We start from the raw sequence: 21,827 nt of genomic DNA, 5'->3' as shown, positions 1-21,827 counted from the left end.
GGGGGTTTCAGGCGGCTGGCTCGGCGGCGATCTGGTCGAGCAGGATCTTGGGATCGAAATAGGCGACGAGCAGGCGGACTGCCTTGTCGCCCTCCACGTCCCAATGTTCAGAGATGATGATTGTCTTGTCGGTGCCCTGGACGCCGATCTCGATCAGCGCGACGACATGCAGGCCCTCGGCCGTCAGGCTCAGATATTTGAGCCGTGTGAAATCGAGGACGCGGGCGACTCCCGGGAGCAGGTCGACATAGCCCTGCTTTCCGAAGGTCCCGCCCCAGGGAAGATAAGGCGGCACGAACAGTTCGAAATTTTCGGCGAGGCTGGGTGCGAAGCTCGTGATCTCGCCGCGGGCGCCGCCGTCATAAAAACTCTTTACGAGCGCGCGCGCGCGCTCGGTCGCAGTGATGTCAGTCATTATCGGTCACCTGTTTCGAGGGTCGCCGGAACCGGCGTTGTCGGGTCGGGGTGCGGCAGCCGGTCGCCGGGGGCGTGACGACCGGCTGCCGCGGCCGCCTATTGGGCGGCCCGCTCGATCAGCGCGGCGACCTTGGCCGGCTGCGAGATGTAGACGACATGGCTCGAGTCGATCTCGATCGTCTCCGAATGCGACCGCTTGTACATGAACCGCTCGAGTTCCGGGTTGATTGCCCGGTCGTGCGTTGCGACGACAGCGAAGCTGGGCTTGGTCTTCCAGGCCGGTGCCGTGGCCGGGGCTGTCGCCGACTTCACTGAAAGATAGACCTGTGAGCGGGCCATCAGCTCGGCCTCCGCGGCGGGAAGGTCGGCCGCGAAATCGCCGTGGAACAGGCCCTGATCGAGCGACAGAAATCCGTCTGCCGAAGGCCGGATCGCCTTGGACGCCGGCGGCATCTTGTCCCCAAGGGAGGCGAGGCTCTCGCCCGTATCCGGCTGAAAGGCCGCGACATAGACGAGGCTCTTAACATGTGGATTGTTCCCGGCAGCGGTGATGATGATGCCACCATAGCTGTGGCCGACCAGGACAGCCGGGCCGTCGAGCGAGTCGAGCACCCGATTGGTTGCGGCGACATCGTCCTCGAGCGACGTCTCCGGCGGCTGGACGATGCTCACAGCGTAGCCGTCCTTCACCAGAATCTCGGAGACTGCCTTCCAGCCGGAGCCGTCAGCAAAGGCGCCGTGGACGAGCACGATATTCCTGGTTGTGCCGGTCTTTGCTTCGGCGGGAATGCCCGCGGTAATGGCGGCGAGGGAGGTGGCAGCGGCGAGAAGTCGGGAATAGCTGGTCATGACGGTCTCCTTGAGAAAGGCTTGAAGGCAATGGTGTGGTCGTCAGCCGAGCGCAGGCCCGCTCGTCATCTGGTCGTTGAACTCGGTGACCCAGGCATGTTCGTCGGGTCCTGGATTCGCGCGCATAAACGCCGCCTGCCCGACCAGGATTTCGTCCGCGCCGCCGGCGAACTCGGCCATCGCGCCGTCGATAAACGCGTCGAGCGGCATCGCGCGTTCCTCCTCGGTGCTGTTGAGAAGCTCGGTGCGGACCCATGGCGGGGCGAGCTCGATAAGCTGCACGCCGTCCGCGCGAAGTGCGTAGCGCTGCGACAGGGTGTAGGAGTGAAGCGCCGCCTTGGTCGCCGAATAGATCGCGGTCGGCACCAGCGGCACGAAACCGAGGATCGAGGTCACGTTGACAATGACCGGATTGGGCTGTGTCTTCAGATGATCGACCAGCGCGGCCGACATGCGGATCGGTCCGGCGAGATTGGTGGTCAGAGTCGAGACGAGCAGCTGCTCGTCCACCGCGCCCGCCGCATCGTCGATCAGCATGATGCCCGCATTGTTGATCAACACGTTCAGCGCCGGATGGTCTTCGATCAGCTGCGCCGCGACACGCTTGATGCTGGCGGGATCGGTGATGTCGAGTTCGACCGCGACCATGCCCGGGTTGGCATCGATCGTCGCCCGCAGCCGGTCAATCCGGCGACCGGAGATGATGACCGTGTTGCCAAGGCGGTGGAATGCCTCGGCCAGGCCCTGGCCAATGCCGGAGCCGCCGCCGGTGATGAAAATGGTGTTGCCGGTCATGTGCATTGGTAAGTCCTCTGAAAGTGTGCGCCAGCCGGGTTGGACGGCGCGACTAGTGTCGGATCAGCTGAAAATGAGCTCGCCGAAGTCGAGCGAGACGAGCAATGGCTCGGGCAGCTTTCGCAGGGTTTCGTCATAGGCGTAGATCCGCCGGCGGGTCGGCATCATCAGCCCCTGGAATTGCTTGTACGCCGACGGGTAGTTGGCGCCGGTCGCCCCACCGAGAATGTCGACGGTGTAATCGTGCCGGCGCATCAGACCGTCGGGTCCGAAATGCGTGATCTGGGTGCGGGTGTGGCTGGCAATATGGTCGGGAAAGGTCACCCGCAGCCGGCGCCATTCCTCGCCATCCTCCTGCCACGGCTCTATCTCTTCGGTCTCGAAGCCGGGATAGGTGTAGAGGAACGGTGAGGTGAGGTAAGTCCACAGGGCCTCGCCGACGAAATAGGCGACATGGAGTCTGTCCCAGGGCGTTTCGCGGACCTGGCCGACAAAAGCGCTTTCCGGGTTGTTGCGCGTCTCGACGATCTTTCCATCAAGGGTTTCGATGGCAAGGCGACCAGGAACGAAATCAAGCCTTGCATCGGCATCGCCAAATGGCGTGATCGTCAGATGCTCGCGGCGCGTCTCTATCTCGAACAGCTTGTCGGTAAGCAGGCCGGGCTGCTGCTTTATCTCCCAGATCGCGCCCCCGACGGAGAGCTCCGCTCGGAGCCGGGTGAACGCGTTCCAGCGCTCCATGCCGCCATGGGCTTCAACCGCGAATGCGAGCAGGTCGTTCATGCCGGATCTCCAGGGTTCGGGATCGACACGATATCGATCCGGGGCGAGGGCAACGCATCGAGGCGCCGCCGGTGGGGAGGGAGATGAGCGTTCCCGGCGATACCGGGTAGCCGCTCATCCAGGCTATCATCTATGTGCTTTGCGCATTAATGGCCGCCCGGTGAACCTGCGGCGCGGCGGTTCAGAGCATTGTGAGAGCGATCAGATCGGCAACCCGTCGGAGCTGCGACAGCATCGCGACGTGGCGTGAACGCCATCATGGTGCCTTGATTTGATCGATCGCGGCGGCCCAGTTTTCAACATGATAGGCGCTCGACAGCTTGCCGTTCTGGACCGTGAACATATCGATCGAGATCGTTCGAAAAGACCGACCGGTCGGTGGCGCGCCGAACAAGGGCTTCACGGGCGTGCCAGTCGCCTCGCCACGGACGACGATCCGATCGCCTGATGTCCAGACGTCGAGCACCTTCCAGTGCAGATCGGGGATGATCGCACCGAAAACCTTGAACTGGCCGGCGAGCTGCGTTCGGTCGAGACAGTCCTGGTTCGTCGAGCACGACCTGTAGTCCGGGTTCGTCGCCTGACTCAGAAGCTTGGGCACGTCCTTTTTCGAAGGTTCGTTGAGTGCTTCGTACAGCGGCGCCACGATCTTTCGCGCTTGTTCGGGAGACAGGGACTGAGGCTCCCGCGCGACGGCGAGCGACGTGACGCCTGCAAGCACCGCAAATGTGAGTGGCCAGAACAGGCTTCGTAATGAGGCATGCATGCTCGACTTCATGATCCGATCCTTCGTTGATTAAAGCCGGGCACCGTTGTCTGCGATGCTGGTCATGCCGTGTCCTGTCCTTGGGTCCACATCGGCGCCCGCATCGCTCGGCAAATAGGCCCCGTTCTAAGCGTTCTCGTGGCGCGGTCGGTCGCCAGCCACCGGCGCGAACCGGGCGACGATCTCTGGTGCGAGTTGATTGGCAGCGCCGACAGTGTCGATGAGTTCAGCCGGTCGGCTGCCGCGTAACCCTGCCGAGGTCGGAATGCCGCCGCGCACGAAAGTGTAGAAGCCGGTGACCAGATAAGCACCGATCGCGCTCAGGTGGCGATGCTGGTGGCGCACCATCCTCTGCACACTGCTGCTCGCAAAGAACCCGGTGGCAGTGCGCGCATTTTCGAATGCGACCTCGGCAACCGCGAGATTGAGCCGGTCGTCCTCGATATGATGGCCGACATCCGGCGACGGTGGGGAGGGGCGCGCATTGTCGTAGGGGTCGGGAAGGTGAAGCTTCCATTTCTGGATGGCGGGGTCGGCGGCCAGGCTGGCGCTCATGTCCTCGAGCCACCGATCTGCGTCGATTCCGGGCTTTCGATTCATGTAGACATGGACGCGGTGCAGACGGTCAGGTCCATTGCGGACACCGTCCTCCTCGCGATCGACGATCGTCAATGAGCCGGTCGGAAGGAAATAGGCGATCGCCTCGCTGAACAGGTTGCGCTCATCGGCGTAGAGGATCGTGCTCGCGTCGCCGAATAGCCGTTGTCCCTCCGAAGAAACGAAGCCCAGCTCGGCGGAGCCGTCGAGGACGGCGGTGATCCGCCGTATGCCATCGGCGACCGGCCAGAGGTTCGCGGTGTGGTCTCGATCGAAATGCTGCTGAACATAGAAGTCCAGACCGGGCAGTCGTGAACACAGGGTGGCGTGTACGTCGCGCCAGTAATTGGCGAACAGCTCGTGCGGCAGTCCATCGCGTCTCCGGACGGAGGCATAAACGTTGCGACGGACACGCTCGTCGCGCGCGGAATAGTCGATCGTCGACATCGATTGGTCCTTTCCGGACACGGCGGAATCAAGATTAGGGTCGGCACTCGGCTGATCTCGCCGCGAGCTCGCAACGGTTTCAGGATGGAAAGGCGGTCCCGTACATCGGGTGACCGCCGGCTGACTGCGCCTGGCCGACTTCGTCCTGGATGACGTCCCAATGCTCGACGAGTACGCCGTCTTTGAGCCGACAAATATCGACCACGATCCAGGCGGCGGCCTGGCCGATGTTGTTGAAGCGTCCATGCAGCAGGACAAAGTCGCCCTCAGCGACGGCGAGCTGATGTTCATAGCTCATGTCGGGTGGAGCGGCGGCTGTTCGGGCGAACAGGCCGTCGCGCCCCGCCGGAACATGCGCGCTGTGCTGGATATAGTCGGGCGACCAGAAACGGGCCGCCGCTATCGCATCCCTTTGATTGAACAGCGTGTCGAACGCTTCGAGGACGATCGCTTTATTCTGGTCAGGCGTGAAATTGGGCATGGCATTGCCTCTCTGTGCCGGGGTGCCGCGGCGACCATTTCGGGTCGCCGCGATAAGCATTAGCGTTGGGCGTTCGCGGCATTCTCGATCACTGCTGCGACAGCGAGCGGTCAGCCGGCCGCTTTGAGGATAAGGTCTGCAACTACCCGGGGATGCGACAGCATCGGCACGTGGCTGCTGGCGACGTCGACCGTTGTCGCGTCCATCCGTTTGGCCATCATCGTCTGAAGCTCGGGATGGATTGCATGATCGTCGGTGCCGCGCAGATACCAGCTTGGCTTCGTCTTCCAGGCCGGTGTTTCGATTTCTCCGCCGAGCGCGAAGGGACCCGAAACCGGTCCTTGGGTCGCGAAGATGAGAGCCTGCTCAGCAGGCGTCAGATCTTGCGCGAAGGATACTTCGACTCCCCTACGAGTGAGTTTGAGGAACCCATGCGCGTCCGGCTGTAGATTTTCGGGCAAACTGGTCGGTGGGCCGCCTGCACCGAGGGTTCCGGCGGACTCGCCCGCATCCGGCCCGAAGCCATTGATGTAGACGAGGCCGGCCACCTTGGCGTCGTTACCGCCTTGGGTGATGACGGCGCCGCCGTACGAATGACCCACCAAAAGAACCGGGCCGTCGGCTAGCGAGATCGCGCGCGTCAGTGCCGCCACATCGGCTTCGAGGGAAATCAGCGGTAGCGAAACGGCGATTGCAGATGCACCCGCTTCTTGAAGCAGCGGCAAGACCTTGGCCCAAGCCGATGCGTTCGCCCACGCTCCGTGCGCTAGCAATATCGTCGATACCTGTGCCATCGTCGTCGCTCCAATGTGTCGGGTAAGCCGCGTCCATGCGGCTTTTTCTGCTGCTGACAGAGTCGCAGCAGGCGGCATCATGCGACAGCCCCGGCCAAGGGAGGACATGCTGCCTAATTTAAGGGAAGAGCGGATGCCCCCGCGCTGCGCCGCGCTCTGCGCTCAGCCCATTCCGAAGAGAGCTACGCTCCCTCGATCGAGGGAGTGCTGCATCGCCCGGCGGGGCGCTTACGGATCGGCATCGGTTGGCGTAGGGTAGCGTCGCTGTCCTTTCGGCACAGCGAGGAGAAGCGCATGGTTCGCACGATCGCCCGCCTCCTCAGCCTGTCGCTGCTGCTGGCTGCCGTTGCAGCACAGGCGCTGCCGGCGGATCGAACGCTCGGACAGATGACGCATACGCGGTGGACGGCGAATGACGGCACCCCAGCGCCCGTCCAGGCGCTTGCTCAAACGCGTGACGGTTTTCTGTGGATCGGCTCGGGAACCGGGCTGTATCGCTTCGATGGACTGACATTCGAGCGGATCACGACGATCGGCCCTGAAATCAGCGTTACCGCATTGCTGGCGACACGCGATGGTCGGCTGTTCGCCGGATTCCAGAACGGGCACATGCTTCTCTTGCAGCATGGTCGGCAGACAGATGTCACGCCGAGCGTGCAGGCCAAGTATATCCGCAAGATTGTCGAAGACCGGGCGGGCGGCATCTGGGCGCAAACGATCGTCCCCTCGATCGCACTTGCGCGATATTTCGATGGCAGATGGACGAGCTATGGCCCCTCGCGCGGTATCTCAGAGGATTATTTGATCGAAGACACGATCGCTACGCGCGACGGTAGCGTGTGGGTGCTCACGCAAGACGCCGTGCAGGTCATGAAGCCAGGAACTAATCATTTTGAGACGATTCTGGCGAAGCTGAACGACAAGATCGACGGCATTTTCGAGGATCCAAACGGTCGGGTATGGGCGGCGGAGCACGAACGCGGCTTGTGGCAGATCCCGTTCGGCGGTCGCCCCGTTTCGCCAACGATCGCATTGACTGACAGCATCAACCTGCTTCGTCGCGTGTTTTTCGATCGCGATGGTGCCATCTGGGGAAGTATCTCCTCCGACGGAATTTTTCGCATAACACCGTCCCTTACTGCCGTTCGGGGGAAGCAGCGCATCGAGCGGTTCGGAGCGCTGCAAGGACTCTCGTCAGATGGCGCGAGCGCGATCCTCGAAGATCGCGAAGGCACGATTTGGGTCGGAACGAGCGGCGGCCTCGACAGATTTCGGCCAGCCAATGTCGTGCTGGAAGAAGCGATTCCGGCCAAATCCACCTATGGTTACGGATTGTTCGCCGATCGGGCAGGCGTCGTTTACGTCACCGACAGCGAGACGCTGTATCGAGTCTTGCCCGGCGGCTCGCCCACGGCGATCCTCAAGGGGATCAACAACCCCATGTCGCTTTGCGAAGGCAAGCCCGGGGACATCTGGCTCGCCGCGTATGGGACGATGTATGTCGTGAATTCAGGCGGTGTGCGGAAGCTGCCACCCCCCGCACTGACCGGCTTCATGCGCTGCCAGGGCGACCAAAACCACGCCCCCTGGTTTCTGGACACGCTCGGCAACCTCGTTCGTCGAGATGGGAGCAACTGGGTTCGAGAAGTTCCGGCACAGCGCGCGACCTCGGCCAGCCGCTTCACGTTCGATCGACAAGGAAGGCCGCTTGTCTTTTTCGAGGACAAGGGCTTGCTCCGAAGAGACCCTGCCGGCTGGTCAATGATCTGGCCGGCGGCGCGCATTCCGGGGGGAAGGATAGGACCCCTTATGTCGACATCTCACGGCGTGATGGTCGGTGGCGTTTCCGGGCTGGCGAGGATCAACGGCAACCGCGTAGATAGGCTGAAAGGCAATAACCCGTGGCTTCAGCACGTCACGGGAATCGCGGAAACTTCAAAAGGCGATACCTGGATTCAGACGTCTTTCGGCGTGTTCAAGCTCAGGACGGCCGATTTGCAGGCCGCATTTGAAAAACCCGGCACTGCACTCCGCCCGACACGGTTCGATCCTAGCGACGGACTGGCTGGTGCCAATCTTCTTGACTATGCCGACAACGGCGCCGCGATCGGCGGCGACGGCCGGGTCTGGTTGCAGACGACGGCCGGGATTGTCTGGATCGATCCTTCTCACATGGTTCTCAACGGCGTTCTCCCGCCAATCGTCATCACGCGAATGATCGCGGATGGGCGACACGTAAACGATCCTTCGGCAGTCACGCTGATGAGCGGGACGAAAAACGTCGAAATAGATTATACTGCCCTCAGTCTCGCGGCCCCTGAGCGCGTACAGTTTCGCTATCGCATGGTGGGGGCCGACGATCACTGGATAAACCCCGGGGCACGGCGCCAGGCTTTTTACCAGAACCTGGCTCCGGGCCGCTATGCCTTCACGGTGATCGGCGCGAACAACGATGGTGTCTGGAACAGGCGTGGCGCGACGATTTACCTGACGCTGCCGCCTACCTTCCTGCAGTCCTGGCCCTTCAAGCTGCTGTGCGCCGGGGCAGCATTGCTGCTGCTATGGATGGTGTACAAGATTCGTCTTGGGCGCATCACCGCTCGTTTGCGTGAGCAACTCGAGACGCGCCTCGTTGAGCGCGAACGCATTGCGCGCGAACTCCACGACACGCTGCTTCAGGGCGTGCATGGGTTGATCCTGCGGTTCCAGGGGATCGCCGACCGGCTGCCGCGCGAACAGGTTCCGGGGCGGTTGATGGAAAAGGCGCTGGAACGCGCGGAGGAATTGCTGGTCGAAGGGCGTGAACGGGTGCACGGGCTGCGCTCGGTGCCAATGCATTTCGACTTCAAATCGGCCATCGCCGAAATGGCTGGCCAGGCTTCTTTGAGTCCCGACACCACGGTCGGCATTCGTGAATCGGGGGTCGCGCGCTCGATCGACCCGGTCGTGCAGGAGGAAGTGGTCGGCGTGGTTCGCGAAGCACTGTCGAACGTGGCCCGACATGCCGGCGCCTCTGCGGTCGATATCAGGATTGCCCATCACTGGAACAGGTTGGTCGTCTCGGTGGCCGACAATGGCACATGGGCGGAGGACGCCGATAAACGCGCAAAAAATGGCCGCCATTTCGGAATGATCGGAATGCGCGAACGGGCACGTCGCATAGGCGGAACGCTCAAGGTTCAACCGGGTATCGGTAAGTCCGGCACGCGCATCACCGTCACAGTGCCTGCGCGCGTTGCATATCACTCGCATTTTGCCCGGCGGATTAAAGCCCTGTTGGGAATCCGGAATATCGAGCCAACGACATGACAGATCCACCACGCCAAATTGGAGTGATGGTGGTCGACGATCATCCTCTGCTGCGCGAAGGTGTTGCAGCGGTTCTTGAGCCGCAGCCGGACATTGTTCTGCTGGGCGAGGCTGGCAACGGCCGGGAAGCACTGGAGGGGTATCGTCGTTGGCGACCCGACGTCACGCTGATGGACCTTCAGATGCCCGAGATCGGGGGGCTCGAAGCACTGATCGCAATCATCGCCGAATTTCCCCTGGCGCGGATCATCATCCTCACGACCTACGCTGGTGACGTGCAGGCAACGCGCGCGCTGAAGGCAGGCGCAGTAGGCTATCTTCTCAAAAGCAGCTTGCGGCGCGACTTGGCGGACACGATCCGCAACGCGCATCGGGGCCAGCGTTACCTTCAGCCGGAAATCGCCTCAGCGATTGCGCTCGGCACACTTGATGACGCGCTCAGCCCTCGTGAAGTTCAGGTCCTTCAATTGGCAGCCAGCGGCCATTCCAACAAACGGATTGCCCACTCCCTGGGCCTGTCGGAGGAAACGGTAAAAACGCATATGAAAAGCATTTTGTCGAAGTTACGTGTGGCGGACCGGACGCACGCAGTGGTTGTTGCGGCGAAGCGTGGAATAATCGAACTGTAACTATCGGATCCAGTGAGCCGCTGGCAGTCGATCTCAAAGAACGGCCAATTTCGGGAAATTGGAGTTGCCTCCGAACAGCTGAAAGCGCGAAAGATATCGCACACCTGCCGGTGCCCGATATCCTTCGCATTCGCGCGCTCGTTGAGCGAACGACCGGTTTCAGGATCGAGGTCGTCGATGACGAATGACTGCGGGTTGGCGCATGCCTGATCATCCGCTCCGCCGGGCGCGAACGACTGCTCTTTTGGGAAGCGGACGTTTCCATCGCATCCGAGGTACATCGGCATTGGTCGACTGGAGACGGTCGTGCCACCAAAATTTTCTTCGCAGGGGCTGACGGTTCTAACCTCAACGACAACGCCGAGTGCCGGTTCAGCGTCGGAGACCTCACCGGGCTGAGGACGACAATGCTGCTTGCCCGTTATCCGGGGTATTTCTGTGGTGAGGCCATCGGATCTGATGACTCGCAGGCGCCATGTCGCGCGTCGTCTAACGTCGAGCCGCTGGCGGCCTCTGTGATAGCGGGTCTGGCGCAAGACGGACTTTTGCTCGCAACGGCTTCGCCAACCTTCTTCCCCGCGTGTTCCACGCTCCTCGCGAGACAAGAAGCCTGGCTCTCGCCGTCCTCCGCTTTGCTGCGGCCAAAGGTGCGAGCAGTCCGCCCAGCGCCGGTCGACCGCCATCGAGGCAGCACAGGGCGGCTTCGAAGGTTAGAAAGGACTTCGACATGGCACAGATCGGCATCTTCACGAAAAATCCCGATAGCTCGTTCACCGGTGAGATCGTCACCCTCTCGCTCCAGGCAAAGAATGTTCGGCTCGTGCCTGACGCCAATCGGCCAAGCGACGCGTCGCCAAGCCACCGGGTGCTCGTCGGCAGGATCGAGATTGGCGCGGCCTGGGCTAAGACTTCCGGCGAAGGGCGAGATTATCTTGGTCTCAAGCTGGATGATCCCAGCTTCCTCGCACCGATCTACGCGAATCTCTTCGAGGATAGCGACGGCAAGTCCCACTCGCTGATCTGGTCTCGCCCGAGCAGGCAGGACTGACCGGCAAAGCCGCGCCCGCTGCACCCGGGCGCGGCACTCCGAGCGCAATCGCGGCTCGAAAACGACAGTCGGCCGCGATACATATCCGCGATTGGGCATATAATGCCGACGACGGTGAGGGACTCAAATGAAACGCGCTGCTCAGAAAATCACCGCCGGGATTAAAGACGCCATCGCTTATGCAAATGGTGACAAGGGCAGGGGCCGTGAACGCACTCCGCGAGCGGCTGGCGACGGTAATGCACCTGTGGCACCGAGAGCAGAATCCGGGTCGCCAGAGCGCGCCTAAAGGATCTGCCAGTCTTTATTGCCGCACCCTGGGTCGGTCGCCACGCGGTGGCGATGAAGCGCTCGGATCTGATTGATTTTAAGCGATCGGAGAAGGGCGTTGGGGGCGGAAGCTCAGACGCCGCCAGCAAGTCACCGTACGCACGGGTGCTGCTCATAAATGAGCTAATTTCAACGGCTTACAAGGTGATCTTAAAAACCGTCAGGGCACATTGTGAGGCGGCTGCGATCATAAATCAACAGCAAATTTTGAAGTCGCGGGGCCGATTCCACCCCGGGTTTACGGTGGCAGCAACGTCGATCGTTGTTCCCGCCTATGGCGGGAATGCTCGGCGCTGCGCCGGGACAATCAACCCCAAACTTGGATTTCGAACCTCTCATGCCTTCAACTACCAGCCGTTCCACTGGCAAAATACCTCGCCGTCCACAACGTGCTAGCGCCTCAGATCAAGCCGAACCTCGCCGCAAGCGAGGCCCCAAGCCACGACCAATCGTTGAGTTCCCGACCCCTCTTTTCACAACATGGGACGAGCCCGACGCGTTCCACGAGGCCCTCGACCTTCATATGCGCCGCCACGGCGATTCATGCTGGCACTTGTATAAAGCCATTGCGGTCCCGGGGGAGCGTTTTGACAGAGCGACGCTCCAGGTCTGGCGAGGGGGGACGAAGTCACCCAGAGACATCGCCAGTTTGGAGATACTCGCACGGATGGAGAGGCGTTACCGATTGGCTGAGGGCTATTTCAAAGCCAAGTTACCGCATCCGGGCCGCGCGGCGCGCGGTCACAAGCTGGCGAGCATCGCGCCATCAGAGCGGCGCCGCCTTGCATGGCACCTTCCGGATGATTTCGATCTTCGCCCCGTAGCGGAGCGCGACGCTATCCTCGAATGGGTCCGGACGGTGATCATTTCCGGCGCAACAGACTATCGACGCTTCCAGGCTGAGGCGGTGAAGCACCGCTATGCTGTTCGGTTTCCTGATTTCTTCAGTACCAATTCGGCGAAGCCGCCGACGTCGAGCCCTGACGATGACGGAGACCGTGAGGACATGGACGCCGAATTGCTGTGCGGTGCTGTGGATGCTCCACCACAGCTTGCGGGCGAGATGGGCTCGCTGATCGCGTTCAAGACGGCGACCCTTACGGAGATCGGCTTTCAGCGCAACGGCGTCTGGGGCGAGAAACCTCGGCGCAGAAGATCGAGCATCTCGGCCTGATGTTTGGTGCGCTGGCCGCGTCTCCACGCGGCGCCGTCAGCGGATATGGCGCTCCGTTGGCTAGCCTGACCTTCGCCATGCTCATTTTCCCGAAAGTCTGGGATTGGTATGTCCAGTGGCGCGAGCGCCGGCGCGGCTTTTACACACGCTGGGAAGTGGAGATGCTGCGCCTAGGCTTGGCCCTGACGCGCGTGGAAACGGGATGGCTTCGGCAAAACCCGCTGCTTGATGAACGACTGCGCCCGATCCTGGGTCTTGTTTCCACCGAGGACATCGACGCCGCGAAGTCGGATTGGCCGTCAGCGTGCGACGCTTTCTACAAGCATGGACTGGCACGCGCGACGGAGATCGATCGAGTGGCACGCGTTCACCGCCATCCGTTCGAGCCGATCCTGCCGGTTCTGGAGGCGGACAGCCCCGTTGGCGAATACCGCAGCATAACCGCGGAGATCGTCCGGTTGACGCCGGACGCTCGCCGCTATCCACGCGCGGCGGCCGAGGCGAGCCGGTCCTTCCTCATGCTCAGGCTTGGGCTCCATCTCGGCTTACGCCAGAAGAATTTGCGACAACTCATGCTGTGCCCGCGCGGACGGCTGCCGAGGTCGGAACGGCAGCTTGAGTCCCTTAAGCGGGGAGAACTCCGGTGGAGTGAGCGTGAAAAGGGATGGGAGGTGCTGGTTCCTTCGGTGGCGTTCAAGAACGCCAACTCCTCCTTCTTCGGTGGCAAGCCGTTTCGCCTGATGTTACCGAACCTCGACGGATTGTACGAGCGCATCGACGCCTATGTGCAGGCGCATCGGCAAGCTCTTCTGGGCAATGCGGAAGACCCCGGCACCTTCTTTGTCAAAACCGTCAAGGCCAACACGCGCGACGCTGCTTACGATCAGGAAGCATTCTACGAGGCGTGGCGCCTCACCATCCAGCGCTACGGGATTTTCAATCCCTACACCGAACGGGGCGCCATAAAGTGCCTGCTGCCTCACGGTCCTCATAATGTGCGCGACGTTCTCGCGACCCATATCCTGAAACAGACCGGATCGTATGAGCAGGCGAGCTACGCGATCCAGGATACGCCTGAGATGGTCGCTAGGCATTATGGGCGCTTCCTTCCTCAGGACAAGGCTGCGCTCGCCGCGCAAATCCTGAATCAGGTCTGGGCAGCGGCCTAAATCCGTAGTGCGGGTTACCCGTAGCTTTAGCTTGAAAGAATACGGGTAGCCCGTATATGGAGATGGTTGTGCAAACAGTGATCGAAACCAAGGCTTATCTTGCCGCGGCGGACGACGCGGGCATGAGCGAGGAGGAGCGTTCGGCGGTGGTGGACATCATCGCGGCCGATCCCGAGGCTGGTGCGATCATGCCGGGGTGTGGTGGTGCCCGCAAGATTCGCGTTGCGCGGCCAGGTGGCGGCAAGTCAGGCGGTTACAGGGTCATCACCTACTTTGCGGGTGAGACTGTTCCGGTGTTCCTGATCACGGTCTTTGCAAAGGGTGAGAAGGCCAACCTGACCAAGGCCGAGCAGAACGCGCTGGCGAAGCTGGCCAAGGTTTTGAAAGACAGTTTTTGACCGATCCCAAACGCCAAGGAGGGCAGGGTATGAAGAGTGCATTCGACAAGATGGCGGCGGGGTTCGAGGACGCCATTGCCTACGCGGGAGGTGACAAGACGAGGGCGCGCGAAGCTGCGCCGCTCGACGTCAAGGCCATTCGCAAAGTGACCAAACTGACCCAAGAGCAGTTCTCGGCAACCTATCATCTGCCGCTCGGCTCGGTGCGTGACTGGGAACAGAAGCGCTTTCAGCCCGATGCCGGCGCGCGGACGCTTCTCGCCATGATCGCGGCCGATCCCATCGGTGTTCAGAAGATCATTGCCAAGGTTTGAGTTCGCCTGATCGAGGAATGGAGGCGGCGCGGACCATTATTGTATACGTTTGACCCGTTCCCATTCGCGCTTCAGCACAACATGGGAAAGCCGCAGGATATAGGACACCAGTGCGGACCGATCCGGGGTGAGCAGGATCCCGTGCCATTCGAGCAGCCGCTTGGGCTCGGGAGTGGTCTCAGCGATGATCTCTTTCAGGATCTCCGCGTCCTGTGCGGCAACGCCGGGCGTTCTCCAGACAGAGAAGTGTTGGATTAGATACATCAGCAAGCGGTGATCCTTCTCTGAGGGGTTCAGCATCAGTTCCAGTTCGAGCCGTTTCGGATTGAGCTTGTTCCAGAGTTTCTCGGCCTTCTTGGCGTCGTTCGCCGCCAGTGCGATCTTGTGCGCGTCGACCGAGGCGATGACCTCGCCGAGCAACTCTCGTGCTTTGAGGATCCAGGCTTGGCGGCTGTCGGCTCGGACCTTTGCGCGGATCTGGCGGAGGGTGAAGAAGATCGTTGCGAGGCCCACCACGAGCACCAGATAGGCGGCTGGGTTCGCGATCACGGCCGCGAGCGGCTTTGCAAGAGCCTTGTCCCCCATGACGGAGGACCCTTCGAGCAGGAACGCACGGGGCCTTGGGTTCTGCAGGAGATCGAACAGGCTGAGCGCGACGCTGCATAGAGCCAGCTGGAACGAGATCTGTATGGGCAGCGCGAGAATCCACCATTTCCATCGCACGCGGGCTTCGACGCCGAGCGGGTCGAGCTTCCTGTCGAACGCCACGAGCTTATAGACGTCGTCCCAGCTGAGGTCGGATACGTCACTGGCGCTGGCCGGCTGCCACCAAGAGGTGATCGCTCGTTTCTCGAATACCGCGGCGGTGGTGTACATAGACCAGAGCGTAACGACGCACAGTACGGCCACGGCGCTCAAGCGAATCAACGGGAGCGCAGTCCAATCCGGTGCCCAGATGAACGCCTTGAGTGCGTATGCCAAGCCGACTTCGCCGACTATGCAGGCCGAGATGACGCCATAGCTCGCGAGCGCCAGGCCGAATTTGCCGCGTAGTTTCTTCATGCCTCAATGCTTTTAGCGGAGCTGCGGAGCCGATGGATACCCATCGGTCATCTATGTGGTGCCAGCCTGATCGCCATGTCGTCGGCTGTCTACCCAATAGCAGCGGCTCGCCGGATGCCAAAGCTACGACAATTTCAGGATCAACAGCGCCTATCACGAATGACCGAGATTAGGGCGCTCAGCAGACCGTCTCGTTCTTCGTTTGAGCGGGACCGCTTTGATCAAGAGGAACGCCTTCCGGCGTCCCTTCTCGGACCGCGGCGGTGGTCGGATGTCGCCCCGAGATCGGGCGAAGAGTGGCGTAGGGCAGGTAAGAGCAGGATTCCTAACGCCACGTCGATCTGCCGCGCGCCACCTAGCCGCATTTTTCTCGATGTTGCTGTGGGTGTCCTTGCCGCCATAGCAGGGACGAAGCACAGCTTGTCAGCTAGAAGCGCGCCGCCGCTGTGGCTTCCGCATTGGCGCAGGCTGCTGCTCTTGGTCGCCGGCCTCCTTGGCGGCGTTCCCGGCGTCGAGCTTGGCGATGAGTGCTCGGACATCAGCTTCCCAGGGGAACGGCAGGTCGGCGGCGGGATCGTAGGGCGGGATTTCCTCCGGAGTTGCGCCCAGCTCAAGCAGCAGCGCGCGGGCGCGGTCCGCGTCCCAGCGGTAGACATAGGGTTCACCGGGATCGTGGGCATCGCGAAAGGCGCGTGAAGCGGCGGTAATCGCGCGCTCTCTCTCACCGCATTCCTGCCAGAACCAGGCGATGTAAAGTGCGGCGGTGCCGCCGAACCTGTTCCAGCGCTCCGGTTCGATTTGCAGATCCTCGTCCTGGCAGCGTAGGCGGGCGAGGGCTAGCGCCGCCTCGGCGATCAAGTCCTTCCGGCCGACGTCACGCGCCATGGAGATGGCGGTTTGTAAGTGAGTGATGGCGGGCAGAGGGGCGCCTTGATCTAGCAGCCACCGTCCATGCAGCGCCGCGAGACTGCGCTGGAGAGCGCGCGTGTTCCCCGCGTGCGCAACATCCTCGCCGGCTTTTAACTCAGCTTCGACCAAAGTACCTAATTGATAGTTTAACACTATTGCAAGAAATTCGCATTCTCCAGCGCGATATAAATTGCGACCGAGCGGTGGTGTACGTGTAGCAAGATCAGCATTTATATTTTCCACCTGAGTATACTTACCAATATCAAGCGCTAGGGAGGCGCTGCTGAGCAAACGCCGAAAAATCTGTTCGTCGTCGTGACTGGATTTGGCCAGGGAAAGATTGAGTTGCAGAAATCGTTGTTTGACAGGAAGAGAGAAAAACCGAGCGAAGTTTGCGATTTGAGCCATGAGCGATTCGACGCTATCCTCCTGCAAATCCAGCGTTATCGCCCGCTCCAGCAGATCGTAGGCGCGATCAGGATCGGCATATTCCAGCGCCACCGCCGCATAGTTTAGCATGCCGCTTAGCGAAGGTGCTGAGGACAGGGCTGGAGGTTGGTCCCAACCATTGGGAAAAAAGCCGGCCGACAGCGCCAGCACCAAGTCATTGGCTTCGAAATTGGCCATCAGGGACGTGGAGAGGCCGCACAAGAAGACCTCAGCGGCCTGCTCGAAGCGGCGCATCCGGAGCAGAGCGGAGACGGTTTGCAGGCCGAGTTCAACATCGGCGAGTGTACGGGCGTCATCCCAGTGCTTGGGGCTCCTGGCCTGGCAATAATCGACGACGCGGCTGCCGCTGGCCTGAATTTCATCCGCTTGCATCCGGCCCGAGGCGACGCCGCGTACGACGGGGTGCAGATCATAGCGGTGCGTGGGCCTGTCGAATTGGAGCAGGCCCCGCCTCTCGAGATCGGCGAGCGCCTTGTCGAGTTCGCGCGGGGCGGAGTTGACTGCGGGATTGGCTTGCCAGACTGCTAGATCGGCCTGATAGGCTCGATGGGCCTGACAGGCACGGTCAAATTCTTCCAACTTCTCCTGCCGCCAGGCGTCGTCTCCATTCGACCATAAATCAGGTGTAGCCTTCTCAGGATGCTCGGGTTCCTTAACCTCTTCGGGCCTTCCCGGGAGGAAAGGGTTGATGGCGAGCAGAAGTTCGTAGTCGGCGCCGCCGCGCAGGATCGCGAGCCCCTGGAGCAGCTCGCGCGTCGTTGGCGCGAGAGCAGCGATGGAAGCGTCGAGAATGTGGTTGCGCTTCTGCACCAGATTGCAGTTGGCAAGGTTTAGCGCGCCGCCGTGGCACGGATCGTCGCGCCATTTGACGAAGTCGCCGTGATCGCGCGGGTAATCGTTGATCAGCCCGGCGAGCGCGCCGATGGTTAGCGGATGGCCATCGCAATGCGCCTGGAGGAACGCCTCGATTTCGGATGCGGGCCCCGCGACCTTACAAGCCCGGAACAGTGCCAGCGCGTCGGGGGGGCGCAGTCCCTTGAGCAGTTCGCGGCGCACGCCGGGAGCTGCGATGCCGCTATTATTTATGAAGGCGGCGGGGATGAGGCGACTGGAAACAAGGACTTTCGATCTCGCGACTTGCGCTAGGCGGTGGAGCACGTCGTCATCTTCTGGCCGGATGCAGCGGCACGGATTGCGCTCCCCGAGGAGATCGGTGGCGGCGCCAACCTCCTCGTCGCGCATTTGCGGGGCATCGAGGCGCTGGTAGCCGACCAGGATTCGCTCAATACCATCGAGCACCAGCAGCCAGCGCCCGGCATCGAGCTGCGCAATCAAGTGGTTGGCCAGTTGGGGGTCGCGCACTTTCCGGAAGACTTCAACGGGAAGCCCTGTCATGTAGCTGAGCGCTTCGCGGCAGAATTCGCCCAGTGTGGCGCCTTGTTCGTAGAAGCTATACCAGAAGCGGCCCGTCCAATCTCCCGCGGCAGCATGATCGCACGATTTGAGCCAGTACCAGGTGAGCATCGATTTGCCGCTGCCGCCGATCGCCTCGAATAGCAGAATCGGGTGCGCATCATTGGGAGAGGCCCAGTCATCAAGTGTTTCAAGTTCGGCTCTGCGGCCGACGAAATTATGCAAGCCGCCATAGGCCGGAACGGCCCGAAGCGCGGGCGGATTCGGCCGCACAATTGGCGGCATTACGAGTTCGGAGTCGGTCAAGTCCTGGGTGGTTGGGGGGAGCGGTTGGCGCGGTAACGTTGCGGTCAACCGGGCGATCGCGATCGCCGCCTTTCTCTCGAGATCGTCGGGGCTGGAGAATTCTTGGTAGATCGCGGTAAGGTCGCTGTCAGGGTTGTCGGGGTGGGCAAGCTTGGCCCGCTGTTTGAAGGCTTCGAGCTTGGCCTGCTTGGCGCTATCGGTTTCGACCTGAGCCTTGGTGATCGAGTGATCTTCCGACATAACGAAGAGCAGGCGGGGGCGGGATAGCCTGACCGCCTCATTGAACTCCAGTTCAGTGATCGAGAGAAAATTCGGGTTAGACTTGTCCTTGGGAGTCTGCCCGTACCTGTGGCTTATTAGGAGTACATAGGCGGCGCAATCGGCGACCATGTTTAAGCTTTGGGTGATGACATCGGCTGGGCTGGCGCCGCTATGTTCCATGACGACGGGCTTGAAATCGAGATCATCGATTGCTTTGATTACTTGCGCGCGATGCTTTTCAAGATCGGCAAAGGTGGAGGACACCATAATGCCAAGATAGTTTTTCGGTTCTCTTGCCACCTAATTTTCGCCTCTGCTAACAACCCATTTCTGGCAGAGATGAGGTCAATAAGAAAGCTGCGAAAGGAAACAGTCGACGTTGTTTGATCGATGGTCACACTTACCTGCGCCAAGCCACGGGCATTCCCGTCAGGAGGACCCAGCTCGAAATCTGTCTGCGTCCTTATCCGGCAGCGGCGGTAATAGATAGTGCCCCGCCGTCATAGGCTGGCGCCCGGATGTAGGGCAGGGCTTCCGAACGGCCGTTCGGTCAACCGTGCGCCATCGACCGCGTTGTCCGCCATTTTGCTCGCACCGCGTTGCCACGAACAGAGCCAAGCTAAGCCCTGCTTGACTCATTTGATTGGCAATGACGAGGCGTGTGAGGTGATTGGTCGAGGTAATGCACTTAGCGTACAGGCAATCCGCCGTACGCACGGGTGCTGCTCATAAACGAGCTAATTTCAACGGCTTGCAAGATGATCTTGTAAACCGTCAGGGCACAATGTGAGGCGGCTGGGATCATAGGTCACCAGCAAAATTTGAAGTCGCGGCGCGGATTTCTCCTCGGGATTCTGGTCGCCGCAACGCCGATCATCATTCCCACGTATGGCGGGAGCGCTCGGCGTTGCGCCGGGACGATCAACTCCACCTTCGGATTTCCAACCTCTCATGCCCTCAACTACTAGCCGTTTCGTCGGCAACTCATCTCGCCGCTCACATCTGCCTAACGCGCTGATTTGGCGCCGTGGACCGTTACTAAGGCGTCGGAACCGACGAGATCGACGCGATCTCGCCGCCCTTCCGGTCGAGCGCGACGACATAATGGCGGTGGCAACTATGCGAATCAAAAGCAGCCGAGATCGAGTTGCTCCGGTAGGTTAGCGTCTCAAATGTCGTTTCGCAGCCGCCTGCAACGATGGCTCGCCTCGCGACGCCAATGGCTTCCGCCGAGGTCATGGAGGCTGGTGCCTTATGATTGGCGAGCTGCGCGCCCGCGTAGATGACGAACGCCAAGGCGGTGGCAGAAATGGCAAGGAAGACAGACCGTGCGTGACTTATTAACGATCCGCGAAAATCGTCTGGTGCATCACCGGTGGAAATCGCTTTCAAAAGATTGGCATAAACGCTGATTCCCATGAGGCTCATGGCCACGGTCGTCAGCAGAGCAATGCCCATCACGATGATCGTCCAAATCGACCAGGTGTCAACGGGGATCTTCGACGTATCGGTGAAAAAGGCTGCCGTTCCTGCAAGCCCTGCAAGGCCTAATGTCAGGGCTTGCTTGAGGAACTCGAACCGACCGGATTGGGCGTCGATCTCGTCCTTGACTAGCTCATTCGCCATGCCGGTCGCTCACTGTGGCCAACAAAGACACCGTGACGCCACAAAGGACGGTAGGTTCCTCTCAATCATGTCGGACGGTAGTTCGCGCCTGCCGTCACTCGTAAGCCGCAGTGATCCGGAATTCTGCGCATCCCAACGGACCATTTGCAGGAATTCGCGTGTCAGACTCACGATCTGCTGGGCGAACTCCTCAGAATCGATGCCGACATTCTGAGCCCGGCCCGCGATCTCGTCAAAATGATTTCCCGCAAAGTCGAGAATGGCAGCCCGACCTTCAGGCGGAATGCGATAACTTCCATCAACTGAATCTTCAAATTCGCGAAATGTGGTTTCGATTAGGACGGCAACCGCTAGCGCGTCGTAACCTCCTCCCGATGGTGGTTGAGCCCTACTTGCCATGCTTCCCTCCTAGAGCATCGTAGTAACGTACGTCGTTGTGGGAAAGACGTCGACGACATTCTGAGCACGGATCAAATCGGAAATCCCGGCGCAGGAACATTGTTCGCGGAATCCGCTTCCGTCGATCTTGTCGCTACGCTTGGGAGCGACATTGTCTGCATTCTTTGTTGCTGATCTCGAAGCCGCCGGCAGCCTCTTGATTGCGGGTCTGGCACCGGGTGGGCTTTGCTCTCAACGGCTTCGCCAAACCTTCTTCCCCGCGTGTGCCACGCTTCCTCGCGAGACAAGAAGCTTGGGCTTTCGCCGTCCTCCGCTTCGCTGCGGCCCTCTGGGTGCGAGCAGCCCGCCCGGCGCCGGTCGACCGCCATCGAGGCCGCAATGGGCAGCTTCGAGGATCAGCAAAGGACTATCGACATGGCACAGATCGGCATTTTCACGAAGACGTCGGACGGCTCCTTCACCGGAGAGATCATCACCCTTTCGCTTCAGGCCAGGAATGTTCGCCTGGTGCCCGACACCAGCCGACCGAGCGATGCATCGCCCAGCCACCGGGTTCTCGTCGGGCGGGCCGAGATCGGCGCGGCATGGACCAAGACCTCAAATGAGGGCCGTGAGTATCTCGGCCTCAAGCTCGACGATCCGAGCTTCACGGCTCCGATCTATGCAAACCTCTTCGAGGACAGCGATGGCAAGACCCACTCTCTGATTTGGTCGCGCCAGAGCCGGCGGGACTGATCACGGTGACCGCGCCCGGTGATGCTGGGCGCGGCACCCTCGCCGCAAGCGGCTCGAATGACACCACGTTTCACGATATCAGGCATTCGCATTGGCAACTGGAGCATGCCGCGAGGATCACAAATGAAGAGCGCTGCCGACAAGATTGCCGCAGGCCTTGGAGACGCCATTGCTTTCGCAAACGGCGAAAAGGGCAGGGGGCGTGAGTGCTTTCATCGCGCCGCCGATGACGTCGGCGCGGCCTCGGCATCAGCGCGATCACCGATCGTCTTCACGAACCCGACGAAGGTTTAGCGATCCTCGCGCGGGTACCTGACCGTCCACCGTTGCCCGGCGATGAGCTGCCGCGAACTCATTGACTGCGCA

22 protein-coding genes are annotated in these 21,827 nt (G+C 61.0%); 10 read left to right on the top strand and 12 right to left on the bottom strand.

The annotated features are described in order from the left end of the window. Positions 1–7: 7 nt before the first annotated feature. The 8 genes from ABD050_RS09585 to ABD050_RS09550 form a co-directional block, all read right to left on the bottom strand. A complete protein-coding gene (locus ABD050_RS09585; RefSeq protein WP_343889070.1) occupies positions 8–415 on the bottom strand; it encodes a nuclear transport factor 2 family protein in 408 nt (135 codons plus the stop codon). 98 nt (positions 416–513) lie between these two features. Next, entirely contained in the window at positions 514–1,266 is a 753-nt protein-coding gene (locus ABD050_RS09580) for an alpha/beta fold hydrolase (RefSeq protein WP_343889069.1), read from the bottom strand. A 42-nt stretch (positions 1,267–1,308) separates the two neighbouring features. Further along, positions 1,309–2,067 carry an SDR family oxidoreductase gene (locus ABD050_RS09575; RefSeq protein WP_343889068.1) on the bottom strand — a complete coding sequence of 253 codons (759 nt, stop codon included), beginning with the start codon at positions 2,065–2,067 and terminating at the stop codon, positions 1,309–1,311. Positions 2,068–2,124: 57 nt separating this feature from the next. Next, entirely contained in the window at positions 2,125–2,844 is a 720-nt protein-coding gene (locus ABD050_RS09570; RefSeq protein ID WP_343889067.1) for a hypothetical protein, read from the bottom strand. A gap of 256 nt (positions 2,845–3,100) precedes the next feature. Next, positions 3,101–3,622: an ester cyclase gene (locus tag ABD050_RS09565; protein ID WP_343889066.1), complete on the bottom strand. Its 522-nt coding sequence runs from the start codon at positions 3,620–3,622 to the stop codon at positions 3,101–3,103. A gap of 114 nt (positions 3,623–3,736) precedes the next feature. After that, positions 3,737–4,654, bottom strand: coding sequence for a hypothetical protein (locus ABD050_RS09560; RefSeq protein ID WP_343889065.1), 918 nt, complete (start codon positions 4,652–4,654; stop codon positions 3,737–3,739). A gap of 79 nt (positions 4,655–4,733) precedes the next feature. After that, positions 4,734–5,135 (bottom strand): nuclear transport factor 2 family protein, encoded by a 402-nt coding sequence (locus ABD050_RS09555; RefSeq protein WP_343889064.1) that lies wholly within the window; start codon positions 5,133–5,135, stop codon positions 4,734–4,736. A 110-nt stretch (positions 5,136–5,245) separates the two neighbouring features. Continuing rightward, the gene (locus ABD050_RS09550; protein WP_343889063.1) at positions 5,246–5,929 is read right to left on the bottom strand and encodes an alpha/beta fold hydrolase; all 684 of its coding nucleotides are present in this window, start codon (positions 5,927–5,929) and stop codon (positions 5,246–5,248) included. 294 nt (positions 5,930–6,223) lie between these two features. Here ABD050_RS09550 and ABD050_RS09545 point away from each other — a divergent pair, with 294 nt between their 5' ends. The 8 genes from ABD050_RS09545 to ABD050_RS09510 all read left to right on the top strand — a co-directional run bounded on the left by ABD050_RS09545 (position 6,224) and on the right by ABD050_RS09510 (position 14,300). After that, positions 6,224–9,238 (top strand): sensor histidine kinase, encoded by a 3,015-nt coding sequence (locus ABD050_RS09545; protein ID WP_343889062.1) that lies wholly within the window; start codon positions 6,224–6,226, stop codon positions 9,236–9,238. A 26-nt stretch (positions 9,239–9,264) separates the two neighbouring features. Next, positions 9,265–9,867: a response regulator gene (locus ABD050_RS09540; RefSeq protein WP_425542427.1), complete on the top strand. Its 603-nt coding sequence runs from the start codon at positions 9,265–9,267 to the stop codon at positions 9,865–9,867. Positions 9,868–10,594: 727 nt separating this feature from the next. Continuing rightward, a complete protein-coding gene (locus tag ABD050_RS09535; protein WP_343889060.1) occupies positions 10,595–10,915 on the top strand; it encodes a DUF736 domain-containing protein in 321 nt (106 codons plus the stop codon). 342 nt (positions 10,916–11,257) lie between these two features. Beyond that, a complete protein-coding gene (locus ABD050_RS09530) occupies positions 11,258–11,641 on the top strand; it encodes a hypothetical protein (protein ID WP_343889059.1) in 384 nt (127 codons plus the stop codon). Between the two features lie 289 nt (positions 11,642–11,930). Further along, positions 11,931–12,419 (top strand): hypothetical protein, encoded by a 489-nt coding sequence (locus ABD050_RS09525; protein ID WP_343889058.1) that lies wholly within the window; start codon positions 11,931–11,933, stop codon positions 12,417–12,419. Next, a complete protein-coding gene (locus ABD050_RS09520; RefSeq protein ID WP_343889057.1) occupies positions 12,419–13,588 on the top strand; it encodes a hypothetical protein in 1,170 nt (389 codons plus the stop codon). The genes ABD050_RS09525 and ABD050_RS09520 overlap by 1 nt, the downstream gene beginning before the upstream one ends. Before the next feature lie 56 nt (positions 13,589–13,644). Next, on the top strand, positions 13,645–13,986 hold the full coding sequence (locus ABD050_RS09515; RefSeq protein ID WP_343889056.1) for a type II toxin-antitoxin system RelE/ParE family toxin: 342 nt from the start codon (positions 13,645–13,647) through the stop codon (positions 13,984–13,986). A 29-nt stretch (positions 13,987–14,015) separates the two neighbouring features. After that, a complete protein-coding gene (locus ABD050_RS09510; RefSeq protein WP_343889054.1) occupies positions 14,016–14,300 on the top strand; it encodes a helix-turn-helix domain-containing protein in 285 nt (94 codons plus the stop codon). A gap of 36 nt (positions 14,301–14,336) precedes the next feature. Here the strand turns inward: ABD050_RS09510 and ABD050_RS09505 are convergent, their stop codons facing one another. The 4 genes from ABD050_RS09505 to ABD050_RS09490 all read right to left on the bottom strand — a co-directional run bounded on the left by ABD050_RS09505 (position 14,337) and on the right by ABD050_RS09490 (position 20,726). Then, a complete protein-coding gene (locus ABD050_RS09505) occupies positions 14,337–15,362 on the bottom strand; it encodes a hypothetical protein (protein ID WP_343889053.1) in 1,026 nt (341 codons plus the stop codon). 423 nt (positions 15,363–15,785) lie between these two features. Then, positions 15,786–19,001: a DUF4062 domain-containing protein gene (locus tag ABD050_RS09500; protein WP_343889051.1), complete on the bottom strand. Its 3,216-nt coding sequence runs from the start codon at positions 18,999–19,001 to the stop codon at positions 15,786–15,788. Between the two features lie 738 nt (positions 19,002–19,739). Further along, positions 19,740–20,327 (bottom strand): hypothetical protein, encoded by a 588-nt coding sequence (locus tag ABD050_RS09495; protein WP_343889050.1) that lies wholly within the window; start codon positions 20,325–20,327, stop codon positions 19,740–19,742. A gap of 9 nt (positions 20,328–20,336) precedes the next feature. After that, positions 20,337–20,726: a hypothetical protein gene (locus ABD050_RS09490; RefSeq protein ID WP_343889049.1), complete on the bottom strand. Its 390-nt coding sequence runs from the start codon at positions 20,724–20,726 to the stop codon at positions 20,337–20,339. A gap of 414 nt (positions 20,727–21,140) precedes the next feature. Between ABD050_RS09490 and ABD050_RS09485 the strand changes: the two genes are divergently transcribed. Continuing rightward, positions 21,141–21,461, top strand: a complete 321-nt coding sequence (locus ABD050_RS09485; RefSeq protein WP_343889140.1) for a DUF736 domain-containing protein — start codon at positions 21,141–21,143, stop codon at positions 21,459–21,461. A gap of 123 nt (positions 21,462–21,584) precedes the next feature. Beyond that, positions 21,585–21,755, top strand: a complete 171-nt coding sequence (locus tag ABD050_RS09480) for a hypothetical protein (RefSeq protein ID WP_343889048.1) — start codon at positions 21,585–21,587, stop codon at positions 21,753–21,755. Positions 21,756–21,827 lie beyond the last annotated feature (72 nt).

Origin of the sequence: Sphingomonas oligophenolica (assembly GCF_039522915.1) — a bacterium.
Lineage (GTDB): Bacteria > Pseudomonadota > Alphaproteobacteria > Sphingomonadales > Sphingomonadaceae > Sphingomonas > Sphingomonas oligophenolica.
This window is presented reverse-complemented; position numbering and strand designations above follow the sequence as displayed.